The 16,701-nt window shown below is 64.5% G+C and carries 13 protein-coding genes; 10 read left to right on the plus strand and 3 right to left on the minus strand.

Going from position 1 to position 16,701, the window contains the following annotated elements; all coding sequences use genetic code 11:
- The first annotated feature begins 99 nt into the window (after nucleotides 1-99).
- The 4 genes from rplM (at nucleotide 100) to Q0877_RS09100 (ending at nucleotide 3,923) form a co-directional block, all read left to right on the plus strand.
- Nucleotides 100-543, plus strand: a complete 444-nt coding sequence (rplM, locus tag Q0877_RS09085; RefSeq protein ID WP_299167120.1) for a 50S ribosomal protein L13 — start codon at nucleotides 100-102, stop codon at nucleotides 541-543.
- Nucleotides 544-582: 39 nt separating this feature from the next.
- On the plus strand, nucleotides 583-1,080 hold the full coding sequence (rpsI, locus tag Q0877_RS09090; protein ID WP_299167123.1) for a 30S ribosomal protein S9: 498 nt from the start codon (nucleotides 583-585) through the stop codon (nucleotides 1,078-1,080).
- Nucleotides 1,081-1,285: 205 nt separating this feature from the next.
- Nucleotides 1,286-2,638: a phosphoglucosamine mutase gene (gene glmM / locus Q0877_RS09095; RefSeq protein ID WP_299167125.1), complete on the plus strand. Its 1,353-nt coding sequence runs from the start codon at nucleotides 1,286-1,288 to the stop codon at nucleotides 2,636-2,638.
- Between the two features lie 112 nt (nucleotides 2,639-2,750).
- Nucleotides 2,751-3,923: a Fic family protein gene (locus tag Q0877_RS09100; RefSeq protein ID WP_299167127.1), complete on the plus strand. Its 1,173-nt coding sequence runs from the start codon at nucleotides 2,751-2,753 to the stop codon at nucleotides 3,921-3,923.
- 6 nt (nucleotides 3,924-3,929) lie between these two features.
- On the opposite strand, the gene mscL is transcribed toward Q0877_RS09100, so the two are convergent.
- From mscL to coaA, 3 genes are all read right to left on the minus strand, one after another.
- Nucleotides 3,930-4,325: a large conductance mechanosensitive channel protein MscL gene (gene mscL / locus Q0877_RS09105; protein ID WP_299167130.1), complete on the minus strand. Its 396-nt coding sequence runs from the start codon at nucleotides 4,323-4,325 to the stop codon at nucleotides 3,930-3,932.
- 84 nt (nucleotides 4,326-4,409) lie between these two features.
- Entirely contained in the window at nucleotides 4,410-5,303 is an 894-nt protein-coding gene (locus Q0877_RS09110; RefSeq protein WP_299167132.1) for a M15 family metallopeptidase, read from the minus strand.
- A 35-nt stretch (nucleotides 5,304-5,338) separates the two neighbouring features.
- On the minus strand, nucleotides 5,339-6,319 hold the full coding sequence (gene coaA, locus Q0877_RS09115; protein ID WP_299167136.1) for a type I pantothenate kinase: 981 nt from the start codon (nucleotides 6,317-6,319) through the stop codon (nucleotides 5,339-5,341).
- Between the two features lie 122 nt (nucleotides 6,320-6,441).
- Between coaA and glmS the strand changes: the two genes are divergently transcribed.
- The 6 genes from glmS to treZ all read left to right on the plus strand — a co-directional run bounded on the left by glmS (nucleotide 6,442) and on the right by treZ (nucleotide 16,694).
- Entirely contained in the window at nucleotides 6,442-8,364 is a 1,923-nt protein-coding gene (gene glmS / locus Q0877_RS09120; RefSeq protein WP_299167139.1) for a glutamine--fructose-6-phosphate transaminase (isomerizing), read from the plus strand.
- A gap of 9 nt (nucleotides 8,365-8,373) precedes the next feature.
- Nucleotides 8,374-8,745, plus strand: a complete 372-nt coding sequence (locus tag Q0877_RS09125) for a holo-ACP synthase (protein WP_299167142.1) — start codon at nucleotides 8,374-8,376, stop codon at nucleotides 8,743-8,745.
- A gap of 10 nt (nucleotides 8,746-8,755) precedes the next feature.
- Entirely contained in the window at nucleotides 8,756-10,291 is a 1,536-nt protein-coding gene (locus Q0877_RS09130; RefSeq protein WP_299167144.1) for an NAD(P)H-hydrate epimerase, read from the plus strand.
- Between the two features lie 105 nt (nucleotides 10,292-10,396).
- Nucleotides 10,397-12,583: a glycogen debranching protein GlgX gene (gene glgX, locus Q0877_RS09135; protein WP_299167146.1), complete on the plus strand. Its 2,187-nt coding sequence runs from the start codon at nucleotides 10,397-10,399 to the stop codon at nucleotides 12,581-12,583.
- A gap of 44 nt (nucleotides 12,584-12,627) precedes the next feature.
- Nucleotides 12,628-14,943 carry a malto-oligosyltrehalose synthase gene (treY, locus tag Q0877_RS09140; protein WP_299167148.1) on the plus strand — a complete coding sequence of 772 codons (2,316 nt, stop codon included), beginning with the start codon at nucleotides 12,628-12,630 and terminating at the stop codon, nucleotides 14,941-14,943.
- Complete coding sequence (gene treZ / locus Q0877_RS09145; protein WP_299167149.1) at nucleotides 14,940-16,694, plus strand: malto-oligosyltrehalose trehalohydrolase; 1,755 nt, start codon at nucleotides 14,940-14,942, stop codon at nucleotides 16,692-16,694. The genes treY and treZ overlap by 4 nt, the downstream gene beginning before the upstream one ends.
- Nucleotides 16,695-16,701 lie beyond the last annotated feature (7 nt).

Genomic DNA, 16,701 nt, shown 5'->3' on the forward strand with positions numbered 1-16,701 from the left:
CTGAAGTTCCGGTAACGCATGCATCAGCTGCGTTGGCATCGGGAGGTCATACTCCTGTTAGCCAGCGTCACCGTAGAACAAGAAACGAAGGCAAAAACCGTGCGTACGTACACCCCGAAGCCCGGCGACATCAACCGCCAGTGGCACGTCATTGACGCCACCGACGTTGTCCTAGGCCGTCTTGCCAGCCAGACCGCAACACTGCTGCGCGGAAAGCACAAGCCGACCTTTGCCCCCCATATGGATATGGGCGACTTCGTCATCATCATCAACGCTGAGAAGGTTGCCCTCACCGGCGCCAAGCTCGAACAGAAGCGTGCCTACCGCCACTCCGGTTTCCCGGGTGGCCTGAAGTCCGTCAACTACGCAGAGCTGCTGGAGAAGAACCCGGTACGCGCTGTTGAGAAGGCCATCAAGGGTATGCTTCCCAAGACCTCCCTTGCTGCACAGCAGATCGGCAAGCTGAAGGTCTACCGCGGTGCAGAGCACCCGCACTCGGCTCAGAAGCCCCAGACTTTCGAAATCACCCAGGTCGCTCAGTAGTCCTGGCCACCACAGACTAAGAATCACTCAAGGAGAACCGTGGCTCAGAACACTGAAGAGCTGAATGAACCAACCGAGGAGCTCACCAGCTACACCTCGGAATCGGCCGCCGTTTCGGACGCCCCTGTAAAGGAGCGCCCCGCGCTGACCGTCGGCGGTGCCGCTGTAGGCCGTCGCAAGGAAGCCGTTGCGCGCGTCCGCGTTACCCCCGGAACCGGCAAGTGGATTGTCAACGGCCGCGAGCTGTCTGACTACTTCCCCAACAAGTTGCACCAGCAGGAAGTCAACGATCCGTTCAAGCTCCTCGAGCTCGACGGCGCGTATGACGTCATTGCTCGCATCCACGGCGGTGGCCCCTCCGGCCAGGCCGGTGCGCTGCGCCTCGGTGTTGCCCGCGCGCTCAACGAGATTGACCGCGAGAACAACCGCCCCGCCCTCAAGAAGGCAGGCTTCCTGACCCGTGACGCCCGCGTCATCGAGCGCAAGAAGGCCGGTCTCAAGAAGGCACGCAAGGCGCCTCAGTATTCCAAGCGCTAGAGCTTCCCCGGCTGGCGGAGCAACCTGGACGATGGTGGGCAATATTTCGGTCACTTTGGTCCATCTTGCTCCACTAGGCGTCCAGGTTGCTCCATAAGCTTCACCCGTTACGCCCGCTCGGCTGCTGCCGGGCGGGCGTAACGCTTTAACAGCGTTCTTCGATGCTTCCCGGGTGCGGGACATTTCTCCCTTAGGATGAACCACGATGACTAGATTATTTGGGACCGATGGCGTCCGCGGTCAGGCGAACGGCCTCCTCACCGCAGAACTCGCATTGCAGCTTTCCCAGGCGGCTGCCGTGGTGCTCGGGCATCAGCAAGCGGACGGCAGGCGCCCCACCGCCGTCATCGCCCGCGATCCGCGTATCAGCGGCGACTTCATCGCTGCCGCCGTTGAAGCGGGCCTCGCCAGTGCCGGCGTCGACGTTTTCGACGCAGGGGTCCTCCCCACACCTGCCGCGGCGTTCCTCGTCGCCGACCTGAACGCTGATTTCGGCGTCATGATCTCGGCCTCACACAATCCGGCGCCCGATAACGGCATCAAATTCCTGGCCCGCGGCGGCAAAAAGCTCGACGACGCTCTCGAGGACGCGATCGAAGCCGAGCTGAACGAGCCCCGCCACCGTCCGGTCGGCCCTGATGTCGGCCGTATCCAGCGTTTCGCGGATGCGGAAGACCGCTACGTCGTCCATCTCCTGCAGTCGCTTCCGCATCGGCTCGATGGCCTCAAGGTGGTGCTGGACTGCGCCAATGGTGCGGCCAGCGGTTGCTCGCCGCAGGTCTTCGCCGACGCCGGTGCCGACATCATCGTCATCGGCGCTGACCCGGACGGCATCAACATCAACGACGGCTGCGGTTCCACCCACCTCGAGATGCTCCAGGCCGCGGTGCTGGAACACGGTGCGGATCTTGGTATAGCGCACGACGGCGATGCTGACCGCTGCCTTGCAGTGGATCACGAAGGCACCGTCGTGGACGGCGACCAGATCATGGCGATCATGGCCGTAGCACTCAACTCCGCCGGCCGGCTCAAGGACAACACTCTCGTCGCCACAGTGATGAGCAATCTCGGCCTGAAACTCGCTCTGCGCGACGCAGGCATCAGCCTGCGCGAGACCTCCGTCGGCGACCGCTATGTGCTTGAAGGCATGCGCGACGGCGGCTTCAGCCTCGGCGGCGAGCAGTCGGGTCACGTCATCTTCGCCGATTACGCGACCACGGGCGACGGCGTCCTCACGGGTCTTCAGCTCGCGGCGCAGGTTGCGCTGACCGGCCGCAGCCTCAAGGAACTGTCCACCATCATGACCAAGCTCCCGCAGGTGCTGATCAACGTCAAGGGCGTCGACAAGTCGAGCGTCAACAGCGACGACGAAGTACAGCGTGCCGTCCGGAGCGCCCAGGAGTCTCTCGGGGAAACCGGCCGCGTGCTGTTGCGTCCTTCCGGCACTGAGCCAGTGGTCCGCGTGATGGTTGAGGCAGCAGACATGGTGACCGCCGAACGCACCGCCGAGACTCTCGCCGGGATCGTGCACAACCAGTTGGCACTCGAACCCGCCTAATTCCTCCGCACTCTTTCTAAACATGAATAGCCGTTACACTATTCATGTTTAGAGGACTAAATGCGAATAGCACTAGACCAATTCTTGGTTCGGGAAATGGGGCGGTGGATCGATGTGGCCAGCGCATGAATACGAAACGCGGCCGTGGAGATCTTCGGGACGACCGCCGCGGGAGGATCGGCTCTTCACCGAGGTGCTGGTATCCCTGCCGCCGCTGATCGCGAAGCATGATTACTATCCGGAAAAGGACACCCTGGTCGCGCTGGAAGAAGCCGCCGTTGCTGTGGCTTCCCTCGATGCCGCCTCCGGTTCGCGCATGGCGGCCATCAGTGGGTTCCTCCTCCGGAGTGAGTCTGTCTCCTCCTCGAAGATCGAACACGTCGAAGCGCCGCGGGATGATTACGCTCGAGCAGCGATAGGGATCAAGGCAAGTGCGAACGCCCGTTCCATGGTCGCTGCCACTAACGCCATCCAAGCCATGATCGACGGGGCCGGATCGAAGGGCACGATCTCGCTGGAACAGATTCTGAAGGCGCACCACCTGCTGATGAAGGACGATCCGGTCGACTTCAAGTACGCCGGTTGCTTCCGCGATGTCCAGAACTGGATCGGCGGTTCTGACTACTCTCCGCGCGATGCTATTCATGTTCCGCCTCCCCCGGAACTTGTCGGCAACTTGATCGCCGACCTGATTGCGTTCTGTAACAGGAATGACCTGCCTGTAATAGCCCAGGCAGCCATTGCGCACGCACAATTTGAGACCGTGCACCCATTTACCGACGGCAACGGCAGGATTGGGCGCGCCCTTATCGGTGCCGTCTGCCGTCGCCGTCGGCTGACCACCAGAACGGTTACCCCAATCGCCTCCGCCATGGTCGCCGACGTCCAGCGGTACTTCGATCTGGTCAATGCCTACAGAACTGGTGATGTTGACCCGTTCGTACTGTACTTGGCGGTATCGGCGGTAAGGGCGACCGATGCCGCCCGCGCATCGATAGCCGAGTTGGAGGCGCTGCCCGAAATCTGGGAGGAAGCAGCGAAGCCGCGGCGCGGTTCTGCCGATGAGAAAATCATTGCCGCTTTGCTGGAACAACCGGTGATCGAAGCGCACGCGGCTGCCCAAATCGCCGGTGTTACCTTGAATGCCGTCTATGCCAGTTTGGACCGGCTGACAGAAGCCGGTGTCATTACGCCCATTACCCGGGGCAAACGGGACCGTGCCTGGGCAGCAACCGAGGTGCTCGACGAGGTTGACCGGCTGAACGCGCGCCTGGCAGGCAAGTAGTGTCTGTCAGGAGCTACGCTGCTTGAGGCTGTCGCGGATCTCGGTCAGCAGCGCGATCTGCGGATCGACCTCCTCGACTTCCTCTTCGAGGTTCAGCTTGCGGTCGCGCCGCTCAATGAGCTTGTTCATCGGCATCACGATTACGAAGTAGACAGCGGCGGCAATCAGAAGGAAATTCACGACGGCGGTGAGGAACATCCCGAACAGGATCTCGTTGCCGTTGATGGTCACTTTCGCGAAGTCGTCGAAGTTGGGGGCGCCGACGAGCGCCGAAATCAGTGGCATGAGGACGTTCTCGACGAGCGACTTCACCACCGCCCCGAACGCGGCACCGATAACCACGGCAACAGCCAGGTCGATGACGTTGCCCTTCATGATGAAGTTTTTGAATCCGTTGATCATGGGTTCAGGCTACGGGAAGAGTTGTGCAGATCCGGTGAGCCCGACGGCGCACAAACCGCCGGAGCTGCGCAGAAGTTCCAGGGGTTAGTACCCGGGGGCTGCGGGAAGTCCGAAGTACTCCTCGAGCGTCGCAATGCCCTCATCCCGCATGGCCTGGGCGACGTCGACGCCCACGTACCGGTAGTGCCAGGCCTCGCCGGAGAACCCGGTGATGTCCTGTGCTCCACTCGGGTACCGCAGGATGAACCCGAACCGGTGCGCGTTGGCCGCCATCCACTGGCCGGCCGCCGTGTCGGCGAAGCAGGAGGACAGGGTGCATGCGCCATCGGCCTGTCCCACGTCGAACGAGAGCCCTGTCTGATGCTCCGAGAACCCGGCGCGGGCCGAGATCCGGTCTGCTTCATCGGTGTTGCCGCCGTGCTGCGCCACCCAGTGCTCGTAGGTGGACACCTGATCCTGATAGGAGCGGTAACCACTGACCATGGTGAGGCCGACGCCGTCGTCCGCTGCCGCCGCGAAGAGCTCCTCCACAGCCGCTGCGGTGTCGCCACGCAGCAGCGCATTCGGTTCCTGTACCGCGAGGGGAACCGCGGGCAGCACAAGACCGGAGGGGAAGTAGTCCACCGGGTTGAGGGGCCGGCGCTTATTGACGACGACGGTCACCGACTCAGGATCACTCAGCTCGGCCGGTTCTGCGGGCGCTTCAGCTACCGGTGTCGGGGAGGAAGCGGGAACGCTCGGCGACGGTGTAGCCACCGGTGAGTCGGGCGAGACAGTAGCAGCAGCGGAGGTTTCAACCGGAGTAGGCGTGCGCTGCGCCGGAGCGGGAATCGTGCCGGTAGAAAGCGATGCACGCGGAGCCGCAGAAGGAGCGGGAGTTTCTGCCGCCGTCGGAACACCGGCTGTGCTCGTGTTGTCCGCAGACGGGGACGGCGTACCGCAGGCTGACAGCGCGACGATGAGCACCGCCGTCGTCATCCAGCTGGATGGGCTGCGGTGCCGCCGGGGCGCCGTCAGGTTTTTCGTAGCAGCATTCTTCGGATCGAGTGGTCGGCTTCCTTGGTGAGCACCAGGGTGGCACGGCCACGGGTGGGCAGAACGTTGGCCATCAGGTTCGGTTCGTTGATGCGGTGCCAGATGCCAAGCGCGGTCTCGCGGGCCTCCTCGTCGGTGAGTGAGGCGTACCGGTGGAAGTAGGACTCCGGGTTGGCGAAGGCGCCGCTGCGCAGCGACTGGAAACGCTGGACGTACCACTCCTCAATATAGGAGGTTTTCGCGTCCACGTAGATGGAAAAATCGAAGAAATCGCTCAGCGCGAGGCCAGACCGGCCGTCGGCCCTCATGCGCGCCGGTGCAAGGACATTCAAACCCTCGACAATCAGCACGTCCGGCCGCCGAACCACCACTTCACGTCCCGGCACGATGTTGTACGTCAGGTGGGAGTACCAGGGGGCACGGACCTCCTCTGCACCGCTCTTCACCTCGCTGACAAAACGCAGCAGACGACGGCGGTCATAGGACTCCGGGAAGCCCTTCCGCTGCATCAGGCCGCGCCGCTCCAGCTCCTCGTTCGGATAGAGGAACCCGTCCGTGGTCACCAGTTCAACGTTCGGCGTGCCGGGCCAGCGGCGGAGCAGTTCGCGCAGCACGCGTGCGGTGGTGGACTTGCCGACCGCCACCGAGCCGGCAACGCCGATCACAAACGGAGTGCGCGTGGTGCTCTCACCAAGGAAGGTGTTGGTGGCGGCATGCAGTTCGTGGGATGCCGCCACATACAGGGAGAGCAGCCGGGAGAGGGGGAGGTACACCTCGCGCACCTCGTCCAGGTTGAGCGCATCGCCCAGCCCGCGCAGCCGGAGGATGTCCTCGACGTTCAGCGGCGACTCGATCTCATTGGACAGCCGCGCCCACGTCTGGCGCTCGAGTTCAACGAACGGGGTAACACCGGCGTCCACCGTCGCTGTGGGCCCGGTACCGGGACGTTGCTCACTCACCCTGTGAATTCTGCCCCTTGACCTGGACATTAACAAACGGGTCGCGGCCTGCCCGGTGACCTGCGCCACCGCGGAACTTCGCGGGACAAAGGAACAAGCGCGCGGCAGGTACGCTTAAGCCCATGTGTGGAATCGTAGGATACGTAGGCCGTAGCAACGGCGCATCACTGAACAGCGCGGTAATCGAGGACGTCGATTCAAATGGCAGCCACGGCGCCCTTGACGTTGTCATGGAGGGCCTGCGCCGGCTCGAATACCGCGGCTATGACTCAGCGGGCGTCGCGGTCCTGACCGAGTCGGGCATCCAGTCCCGCAAGAAGTCCGGCAAGCTGACCAACCTCATCGCCGAGCTGGAAGCTGAGCCGCTTCCCGATTCACTCACCGGCATCGGTCACACCCGCTGGGCCACCCACGGCGGACCGACCGATCAAAACGCCCACCCCCACCTGGCTGACGACGGCCGCCTCGCCCTCATCCACAACGGCATCATCGAGAACTTCGCAGAGCTGAAGGCAGAGCTCCTTGACTCCGGCGCCACCTTCATTTCAGACACAGACACCGAAGTTGCCGCAGTCCTCCTGGGCAGCATCTACCGCCGCCTGGCTGAGGCCGGCACCGAGGACACGCTGACCAAGGCCATGCAGGAGGCCAGCCAGCGACTCGAAGGCGCCTTCACCCTGCTTGCCATTCACCAGGATGCTCCCGACGTCGTTGTGGCCTCCCGCCGCAACTCCCCGCTGGTTGTGGGCCTGGGTGAGGGCGAGAACTTCCTCGGCTCGGACGTCTCCGGCTTCATCGACTTCACCCGCCGCGCAGTGGAGCTCGGCCAGGACCAGGTTGTCTCCATCACTCCGGACGAGGTGGCAATCACCGACTTCTTCGGCGCTCCCGCCGAAGGCAAGGAATTCCACGTCGACTGGGACGCCGCCGCAGCTGAAAAGGGCGGCTACGACTCCTTCATGGAGAAGGAAATCAACGACCAGCCCGACGCCGTTGGCCAGACCCTGCTCGGCCGAACCGACGCCAAGGGAAACCTCGTGCTCGATGAGCTCCGGATCGACGAATCCATTCTGCGCTCGGTCGACAAGATTGTGGTCCTTGCCTGCGGAACCTCCGCGTACGCCGGCTCCGTCGCCAAATACGCCATCGAGCACTGGTGCCGCATCCCCACCGAGGTGGAACTCTCCCACGAGTTCCGCTACCGCGACCCGATCGTGAACGAGAAGACCCTCGTGGTGGCCATCTCCCAGTCCGGCGAGACCATGGATACCCTCATGGCCGTCCGGTACGCCCGGGAGCAGGGGGCCAAGGTCGTTGCCATCTGTAACACCAACGGCTCCACCATCCCGCGTGAGTCCGACGCTGTCCTCTACACCCACGCCGGCCCGGAGATCGCAGTTGCCTCCACCAAGGCGTTCCTGGCGCAGATCACCGCGGCATACCTGCTCGGCCTGTACCTGGCCCAGCTGCGCGGCAACAAGTTCCGCGACGAGATTGCCGCCGTCATGAGCGACCTCGGTGAGATGCCCGCCAAGATCCAGGACGTTCTCGACAACGCCGACGCCGTCAAGAAGCTCGGCCGCGACATGGCAAACGCCAAGTCCGTGCTGTTCCTCGGCCGCCACGTCGGGTTCCCGGTCGCTATGGAGGGCGCGCTCAAGCTCAAGGAGCTCGCCTACATCCACGCGGAAGGCTTTGCTGCCGGCGAGCTCAAGCACGGACCGATTGCGCTGATCGAGGAGGGCCAGCCCGTCGTCGTCGTACTGCCTTCCCCGCGCGGACGCGACTCGCTGCACTCCAAGGTGGTCTCCAACATCCAGGAGATCCGCGCCCGCGGCGCCATCACCATTGTGATTGCAGAGGAAGGTGACGAGTCCGTGGCGGCGTTCTCGGAGCACGTCATCCACGTGCCGCAGACCTCGACGCTGCTGGCGCCCCTGCTCACCACGGTTCCGCTGCAGATCTTCGCCCTTGAGCTGGCATCGGCCAAGGGCTACGACGTCGACCAGCCGCGTAACCTGGCGAAGTCCGTCACGGTCGAATAGGCAGCTGCATTGATTATCGGCATCGGGGTGGACGTGGTGGACGTCGCCCGGTTTGAGCGCCAGCTTGAGCGCACACCCGGGCTGCGTGACCGCCTCTTCGTCGCGGCCGAGCGTGGGCTCAACACCCGCTCGCTCGCCGCCCGCTTCGCAGCGAAGGAAGCTGTGGCCAAGGCACTCGGCGCGCCCGCGGGCATGAACTGGCAGGACTGCTGGATCGGCCTGGACGCCAACGGCAGCCCAACGGTCCAGGTTTCGCGGACGGTTCAGGCGGTCGCCGATTCGCGCGGAGTAAGCCGCTGGCACCTCTCACTCAGTCACGACGGCGGCGTTGCGACGGCCATGGTTGTGGCCGAGGGGGAATATCCGGAGACCACCCGCTAAGATTCTAAGCATGCTTAGTGCTTATACCGGGAGTGAGGTCCGGGCAGCGGAATTCCCGCTGCTTGAGGCCGGTCTCGGTAATGAGCTGATGCAGCGGGCAGCGCACGGCCTCGCCCAGGCCGCCGCAGCGGAGCTCCAGGCGACCGGCGGCACCTACGGACGCTCCGTCGTCGTACTGGTCGGCAGCGGCAACAACGGGGGAGATGCGCTCTTTGCCGGAGCCCGGCTGCAACAGCGCGGAACGGGCACGACGGCGGTACTCACCTCCGAGCGCGTGCACACCGACGCGCTGGCCGCCTTCCGCGCTGCGGGCGGGCGGGTTGAGCAGCTGACCGAAGGCACGCTGGATCGCCTCGCCGAGCGGGTTGCCATCGCGGACCTGGTTATTGACGGCATTCTCGGCACGGGCGGCGTGGGTGGGTTGCGCGGTGTGGCGGTGAACCTGATTGAGCGGGTGAACGCGCGCGGGATCACGGGCCGCGTGGTGGCGTGTGATGTTCCGAGCGGCGTGAACGCCGACACCGGCGAGACGGCCGGCGAGGTTCTGAGAGCTGACCTCACGGTGACCTTCGGCGGCTTGAAAGCCGGACTGCTGATGGGTGCTGGGGCGTGCGCTGCCGGACGGGTAGCCACCATCAATATCGGGCTCGCTGACACCCTTCCGAAGCCGAGCGCCTATGCGCTGGAGCCCGGCGACTTCCGCTCCCTCTATTCCCAACCGCAGCCGGCCGACCACAAGTACAGCCGCGGCGTCCTCGGCATAGCGGCCGGCTCCGCGATGTACCCGGGCGCGGCCGTCCTGGCGACCGGTGCGGCACTTGCCACCGGCGTCGGGATGATCCGGTTCCTGGGACCTGCTCCGGTCGCCGCCCTGATCAACACCGTGCACCCTGAAGTGGTGTGCTCGCAGGGCTCCGTTGCCGACTCGCATGTGCAGGCGTGGCTCGTTGGACCGGGTGCCACCGAGGATCCTGGGCAGCGGCAGCGGGCCCGCGATGCCATTGCCTCGGGATTACCGACCGTCGTCGACGCCGGAGCGCTACCGCTGCTTTCGGAAAGGGTTGGCAGCCACGTCATCCTTACCCCTCACGCGGGCGAGCTCGCTGCGCTGTTCGAACGCCGTGGCGACGGTGTGGAGCGCGGCGTTATCGAGGCAGCCCCCGCCAAATTCGCCCGCCGAGCCGCACACGCCACTGGCGCCACCGTCCTGCTCAAGGGCAGCACCACGGTGGTGGCAGCACCGGGCGGCGAGGTGTTCAGCCAGGCCAACGCCACGCCGTGGCTCGCTACCGCAGGCTCCGGTGACACGCTTGCCGGGATCCTTGGCGCGCTGGTCGCCACGAACGCCCGCGAGAACGACGCCGGTGCCGGCTCCCTCTTGGGGCCGCCGCCGTCGTCGCGCTGGGCTGCGCTGGCAGCAGCGGCGGCGATGCTGCACGGGTTGGCGGGCCGGCGGGCAGCGAAGCGCGGCCCGATCGTTGTCAGTGACCTGCCGCGCCACGTCGGCCGGGTCATCTCCGAGGTGCTGCGGGACCCACCGGAGTAAATTTCAGTAACCCTCGTGTACCAAAATGTCAGATGCCTGCGCTATGAAAAGATGCAGAACAAGCGGCCCGAGAAGCTCGGGCAGCACAACAACCAAGGAGCACATATGGAACTTTGGCCAGGAGATGCCTATCCGCTGGGGGCAACCTATGACGGCACCGGGACCAATTTCGCGCTCTACAGCGAGGTCGCCGAGAAGGTGGAGCTGTGCCTGATAGAGGACGACGGCACCGAAACCCGCATCGCCCTGAAGGAAGTCGATGGGTACGTCTGGCACGGCTACCTTCCGCACGTGGTCCCCGGCCAGAAGTACGGCTACCGGGTTCACGGTCCCAACAACCCGGCTGAGGGGCACCGCTGCAACCCGAACAAGCTGCTCCTGGACCCCTACGCCAAGGCAATCCACGGCGAGTACCACTGGGATCAGACGCTGTTCGGTTACAACTTCGGCGACGAGAATTCCGTCAACAATGACGATTCAGCAGCTCACACGATGCTCGGCGTCGTCATCAACCCCTTCTTCGACTGGGATGGCGACCGCCGGCCGAAGACCCCGTACCACCAGTCCGTCATTTATGAGGCACACGTCAAGGGCCTGACGCAGCTGCACCCCGACGTGCCGGAGGAACAGCGCGGCACCTACGCCGGCGTTGCGCACCCCTCAGTGATCGCACACCTTCAGAAGCTCGGTGTCACGGCCATCGAACTCATGCCGGTGCACCAGTTCGTCAATGACAGCACCTTGCAGGACAAGGGTCTGTCCAACTACTGGGGCTACAACACCATCGGCTTCTTCGCGCCGCACAATGCCTATGGCTCCACCGGTGACGAGGGAGAACAGGTCCAGGAATTCAAGGCGATGGTGCGGGAACTGCACCTCGCCGGCATCGAGGTAATCCTCGACGTCGTCTACAACCACACTGCCGAGGGCAACCACATGGGGCCCACGCTCTCCATGCGTGGTATCGACAACGCGTCCTACTACCGCTTGGTGGAGGACGACAAGCAGTACTACATGGACACCACGGGCACCGGCAACTCACTCAACGTGGGCAACCCGCACTCCCTGCAGCTGCTCATGGATTCGCTGCGTTACTGGGTTACAGAAATGCATGTGGACGGCTTCCGCTTTGACCTTGCCTCGGCGCTTGCCCGTGAGTTCTACGAGGTTGACAGGCTCTCTGCGTTCTTCGAACTCGTGCAGCAGGATCCGATCGTCTCCCAGGTCAAGCTCATTGCCGAGCCATGGGACGTTGGTCCCGGCGGCTACCAGGTAGGAAACTTCCCGCCGCAGTGGACCGAGTGGAACGGCAAGTACCGGGACACCGTGCGCGATTTCTGGCGCGGTGAGCCCTCAAGCATCGGTGAATTCGCTGCGCGGCTGACCGGTTCAGCGGACCTGTACGAGCACTCCGCTCGCCGCCCCGTCGCGTCGATCAACTTCGTCACCGCCCATGACGGCTTCACCCTGCGTGACCTCGTTTCCTACAACGAAAAGCACAACGAGGCCAATGGTGAGGACAACAACGACGGCGAATCCCACAACCGCTCCTGGAACTGCGGGGAGGAAGGTCCCTCCGATGACCCAGTAGTGCAGTCGCTGCGTGTCCGGCAGCAGCGCAACATCATCGCCACGCTGCTGCTCTCGCAGGGTGTGCCGATGATTTCCCACGGTGATGAGCTCGGCCGCACCCAGGAGGGAAACAACAACACGTACTGCCAGGATTCGGAACTGTCCTGGGTGCACTGGGACAACCTGGATCAGCCGCTGCTCGAATTCACTGCGGCAGTGAACCGGCTCCGTTCCGAGCACCCGACCTTCCGGCGTCGCCGATTCTTCGACGGGCGTCCCGTCCGCCGGGGCGAGGGCGAGGCGCTGCCCGACATCGTGTGGCTGGACACCGCAGGAGAGCTGATGGCACCGGAAGACTGGGACTCAGGTTTCGGGCGTTCCATCGGTGTCTTCCTCAACGGGCAGGGCATCCGCGGCCGGGACCAGCGGGGCCAGCGCATCACCGACCTGAACTTCCTGCTCTACTTCAACGCGAATGATGAGGCAGTAACGTTCACAGTGCCCTCGGAGGAGTACGGGCCAATGTGGGACGAGGTCATTGACACGGCCGGCGTGTACGCGGACTCCAAACCCATCCCTGCCGGCAACGAGGTCACGGTGGAAGCGAAGGCAATGGTGGTGCTCCGAGCGCATGCGGAGGTGGAGGAACCGGATCACTCGGTCGCGGCCTCCCTGGCTATCCTCGCCAACGAGCACACATCGCGGGCTGGCTCGGCCTGATCCTTTCGGATCAGTCAGAACCGCCCATCTACAGGAGGAACAACGTGCAGGCACCCAACTCGACCTATCGGCTGCAGATCCGATCCAGTTTCGACCTCGCTGCTGCAGCAGATGTCGTGCCCTACCTCGTGGACCTCGGGGTGGATTGGGTGTACCTCTCGCCCGTCCTCACGGCGGAGCAGGGATCGGACCACGGGTACGACGTGACCGATCCCACCTCCGTGGACCCGGAACGCGGCGGCGCCGAGGCGTTCGACGCGCTGTGCCGGACAGCGCACGAGGCCGGGCTCGGTGTCCTCGTGGACATCGTGCCCAACCACGTGGGCGTCGCCACCCCGGCGCAGAACGCGTGGTGGTGGGACCTGCTGGCCAAGGGCAGGGACTCCCGCTACGCCGAGGCCTTCGACGTGGACTGGGAGGCCGGCGGCGGCCGGATCCGGGTGCCCGTTCTCGGGGACAGCGATACCGAAGAAGAGCAGCTCAAGGTCGTCGACCGTGAGTTGCACTACTACGAGAACCGCTTCCCGATCGCGGACGGTACGGCGCAGCCCGGCGACACCGGGGCCCAGGTCCACGCACGGCAGCACTATGAACTGGTGAACTGGCGCCGCGCGGACAGCGAGCTGAACTACCGGCGGTTCTTCGGCGTCAATACGCTCGCGGGCGTCCGGGTGGAGGTGCCCTGGGTCTTCGACGAGGCTCACTCAGAGGTACGCCGCTGGTTCGAGGAGTCCCTGGTGGACGGGGTCCGGATCGACCATCCTGACGGTCTCGCTGATCCGGCGGGCTACCTCGAGCGGTTGCGGGAGCTTTCCGGCGGCGCGTACACGCTGGTCGAGAAGATTCTGGAGCCGGGAGAGGTTCTGCCTGAGCGCTGGGCCTGCGAGGGCACCACCGGCTACGACGGCCTCGCCGTGGTGGACCGGCTCTTCGTGGACCCGGCGGGCCAGCCTGCGCTGGACGCTGCGGTGCCCACGGAGCCGTTTGTGAACATGATTCACGGCACCAAGCGGGGCATCACCGACGGAATCCTGCGCTCCGAGGTAATGAGGCTCGCTCGGCTGGTTCCCGGTTCCGCACAGCTTGATCGGGAACAGAGTGCCGACGCGATCGCCGAGCTGCTGACGTGCTTCCCGGTCTACCGGAGCTACCTGCCCGACGGCGCGGATCATCTCGCCGAAGCCGTGCTGAACGCCAAGGTTCGCAGGCCGGACCTGGCACCGGTCATTGATGCACTGCATCCCCTTCTCAACCCGTACCTCACCGATCCGAAGGCTGAGCTCCCGGAACTGGCCGTGAGGTTCCAACAGACCTCGGGAATGGTGATGGCGAAGGGTGTTGAGGACACTGCGTTCTACCGGTTCAACCGGTTGACCTCGCTCAACGAAGTGGGCGCGGACCCGTCGATTTTTGCGCTGGACAGCTATGAGGTTCACCGTGCGCTGCTCGAACGCCAGGAATCCTCGCCGCTGACCATGAACTCGCTCAGCACGCACGACACCAAGCGCGGCGAGGACACCCGCGCGCGCATCTCCGTGCTCTCCGAGCTGGCGGGTGAGTGGACTGATGATTTGGCGCAGCTGAACCGGCTTGCGCCGATCGGCGATACCGCCTTCGCGTCACTGATGTGGCAGGCACTGGTAGGGGCGTGGCCGCTAAGCCGGGAACGCGCGCACGCCTACGTCGAAAAGGCATCCCGCGAGGCCGACGCCAGCACCCATTGGACGGCGCCAAACGCCGCTTTCGAAGAGAAGATGCACGACGCCGTTGACGCGGCTTTCGACCGCCCGGAAGTGAACACCCTCATCACCGCACTGGTGGAGAAGACGGCTGCACCGGGCTGGTCGAACTCCCTGGGCGCCAAGCTGGTGCAGCTGACCATGCCCGGTGTGCCGGATGTCTATCAGGGGTCGGAGCTCTGGGAAACCTCGCTCGTGGACCCCGACAACCGGCGACCGGTCGACTTCGCAGCCCGGAAACAGGGACTTGTTGACCTTGCCTTCGGCGCTCTGCCGCAGATTGACGACGGCGGCCTCGCCAAGCTCCTTGTCGTCTCACGTGCCCTGCGGCTGCGCAAGGACCGCCCCGAGCTGTTCTCCGGGTATCGATCGGTGGTTTCCACCGGTGCGGCAGCGGAGCACGTTTTCGCCTTCGACCGCGGCGGTGCCGTCACCGCGGTTACACGTCTGCCGCTGGGACTGGAGCGCGCCGGCGGCTGGCGGGACACCGCCGTCGTACTTCCGGAAGGCAGCTATAGCTGCGCGATCACCGGCACCGGCTTTGAGGGTGGGCCGGTCCCGGCCAAGCGGCTGTTCGAAACCTACCCCGTGGCACTTCTTGTGAAGGAGGAAGCTCGATGAATCCGAAGTTCGCCGAACGTTCGAGGTTTGATGTGTGGGCGCCGAAGGCGCAGTCCGTGACGCTGGTGGCTGACGGAACCGAATTCGCAATGGTCTCCGGTGAGGGTGGCTGGTGGAGCGCGCCCGGAGCTCCCGCTGACGGTGAAGTGGACTACGGCTACCTGCTCGACGATGCTGAGAAGCCGGTGCCCGACCCCCGCTCACGCCGCCAGCCGGAGGGGGTGCACGAGCTTTCCCGCACGTTCGACGCCGGTGCCTATTCCTGGGGCGACGGCAGTTGGGTTTCCCCCGGGCTGGACGGGAACGTCATCTACGAAATGCACATTGGCACATTCACCCCGGAGGGGACGCTTGAGGCGGCCATCGTCAAGCTCGACTATCTGGTGGAGCTCGGCGTCCAGTACGTCGAGCTGCTCCCGGTCAATGCCTTCAACGGCACCCACAACTGGGGCTACGACGGAGTGCTCTGGTACGCGGTGCAAGAAACCTACGGCGGGCCCGAGGCGTACCAGCGGTTCGTCGATGCCGCCCACCAGCGTGGGCTCGGCGTCATCCAGGACGTCGTCTACAACCACCTGGGCCCGAGCGGCAACTACATCACCCAGTTCGCTCCGTACCTGACTGAGGGCAAGTCCAATACCTGGGGCGATTCCCTTAACTTGGATGGGCCGCTGTCCGATGAGGTTCGGCGGTACGTGGTGGACAACCTGCTGATGTGGTTTCGTGACTACCACGTGGACGGCCTGCGGCTCGATGCCGTGCACGCCCTGCACGATGAGCGGGCCATCCACATTCTCGAGGAGTTCGCGGTCGAGACCGACCGGTGTGCCGCAGAGCTCGGCAAGCCGCTGTTCCTGATCGCTGAATCTGACCTGAACAACGCGAGGCTCATCGCGCCGCGCAGCGCCGGCGGCTACGGTCTGGCCGGGCAGTGGAGCGACGACTTCCACCACGCGGCGCACGTCAACATCACCGGTGAAACGGTTGGCTACTACGAGGACTTCGACTCCATCGGTGCGCTCGCGAAGGTGTACAAGGAAGGCTTCTTCCACAACGGAACGTGGTCGTCATTCCGGGAGCGTTCGCACGGGCGTCCCATCGACCCGGCGAAGCACAGCCTGCACCAGCTCGTGGTCTGCACGCAGAACCACGACCAGATCGGCAACCGTGCCGCCGGTGACCGGATCAGCGCCTCGCTCAACACCGCGCAGCTGGCCCAGGCCGCTGTGCTCAACATCGCCGGCCCCTTCACTCCGATGCTGTTCATGGGGGAGGAATACGGCGCCGCCACGCCGTGGCCGTTCTTCACTTCACACCCCGAACCTGAGCTCGGGAAAGCGACGGCTGAGGGACGACTGCGGGAGTTCGAGAAAATGGGGTGGGATCCGGACACGGTGCCCAACCCTCAGGCTCCAGAAACGTTCGTGTCCGCGAAGCTCAACTGGACGGAGCAGGAGCGCCCGGAACAGGCGCGTCTGTTGAACATCTACCGGGACCTGATCGCCCTTCGCCGGAAGAACAAGGATCTGCATAACCCCGACTTCACGTCCGTGGAGGTGGACTTCGATGAGGACCAGCGCTGGCTCGTGCTCCACCGGGGAGGTACCGCCGTCGTCGTGAATTTTGCAGACAGCGAGCGGGACATTCCGGTGGCAGGGAAGAAGGTCCTGCTCAGCACCGAGCCCGGGGAATCGATCGGGGACGGCACGGTCACGCTGCCGGCTCACGGGGCAGCGATCCTGAGGGTCTAGGGGAGGG

Source organism: uncultured Arthrobacter sp., from assembly GCF_947495145.1.
GTDB lineage: Bacteria > Actinomycetota > Actinomycetes > Actinomycetales > Micrococcaceae > Arthrobacter_D.

Bases quoted from the DNA above. Each gene is read 5' to 3' on its own strand.
- glmM (WP_299167125.1), top strand. From the start codon at position 1,286: ATGACTAGATTATTTGGGACCGATGGCGTCCGCGGTCAGGCGAACGGC.
- Q0877_RS09100 (WP_299167127.1), top strand. From the start codon at position 2,751: ATGTGGCCAGCGCATGAATACGAAACGCGGCCGTGGAGATCTTCGGGA.
- mscL (WP_299167130.1), bottom strand. From the start codon at position 4,325: ATGATCAACGGATTCAAAAACTTCATCATGAAGGGCAACGTCATCGAC.
- Q0877_RS09110 (WP_299167132.1), bottom strand. From the start codon at position 5,303: ATGACGACGGCGGTGCTCATCGTCGCGCTGTCAGCCTGCGGTACGCCG.
- glmS (WP_299167139.1), top strand. From the start codon at position 6,442: ATGTGTGGAATCGTAGGATACGTAGGCCGTAGCAACGGCGCATCACTG.
- Q0877_RS09130 (WP_299167144.1), top strand. From the start codon at position 8,756: ATGCTTAGTGCTTATACCGGGAGTGAGGTCCGGGCAGCGGAATTCCCG.
- glgX (WP_299167146.1), top strand. From the start codon at position 10,397: ATGGAACTTTGGCCAGGAGATGCCTATCCGCTGGGGGCAACCTATGAC.
- treZ (WP_299167149.1), top strand. From the start codon at position 14,940: ATGAATCCGAAGTTCGCCGAACGTTCGAGGTTTGATGTGTGGGCGCCG.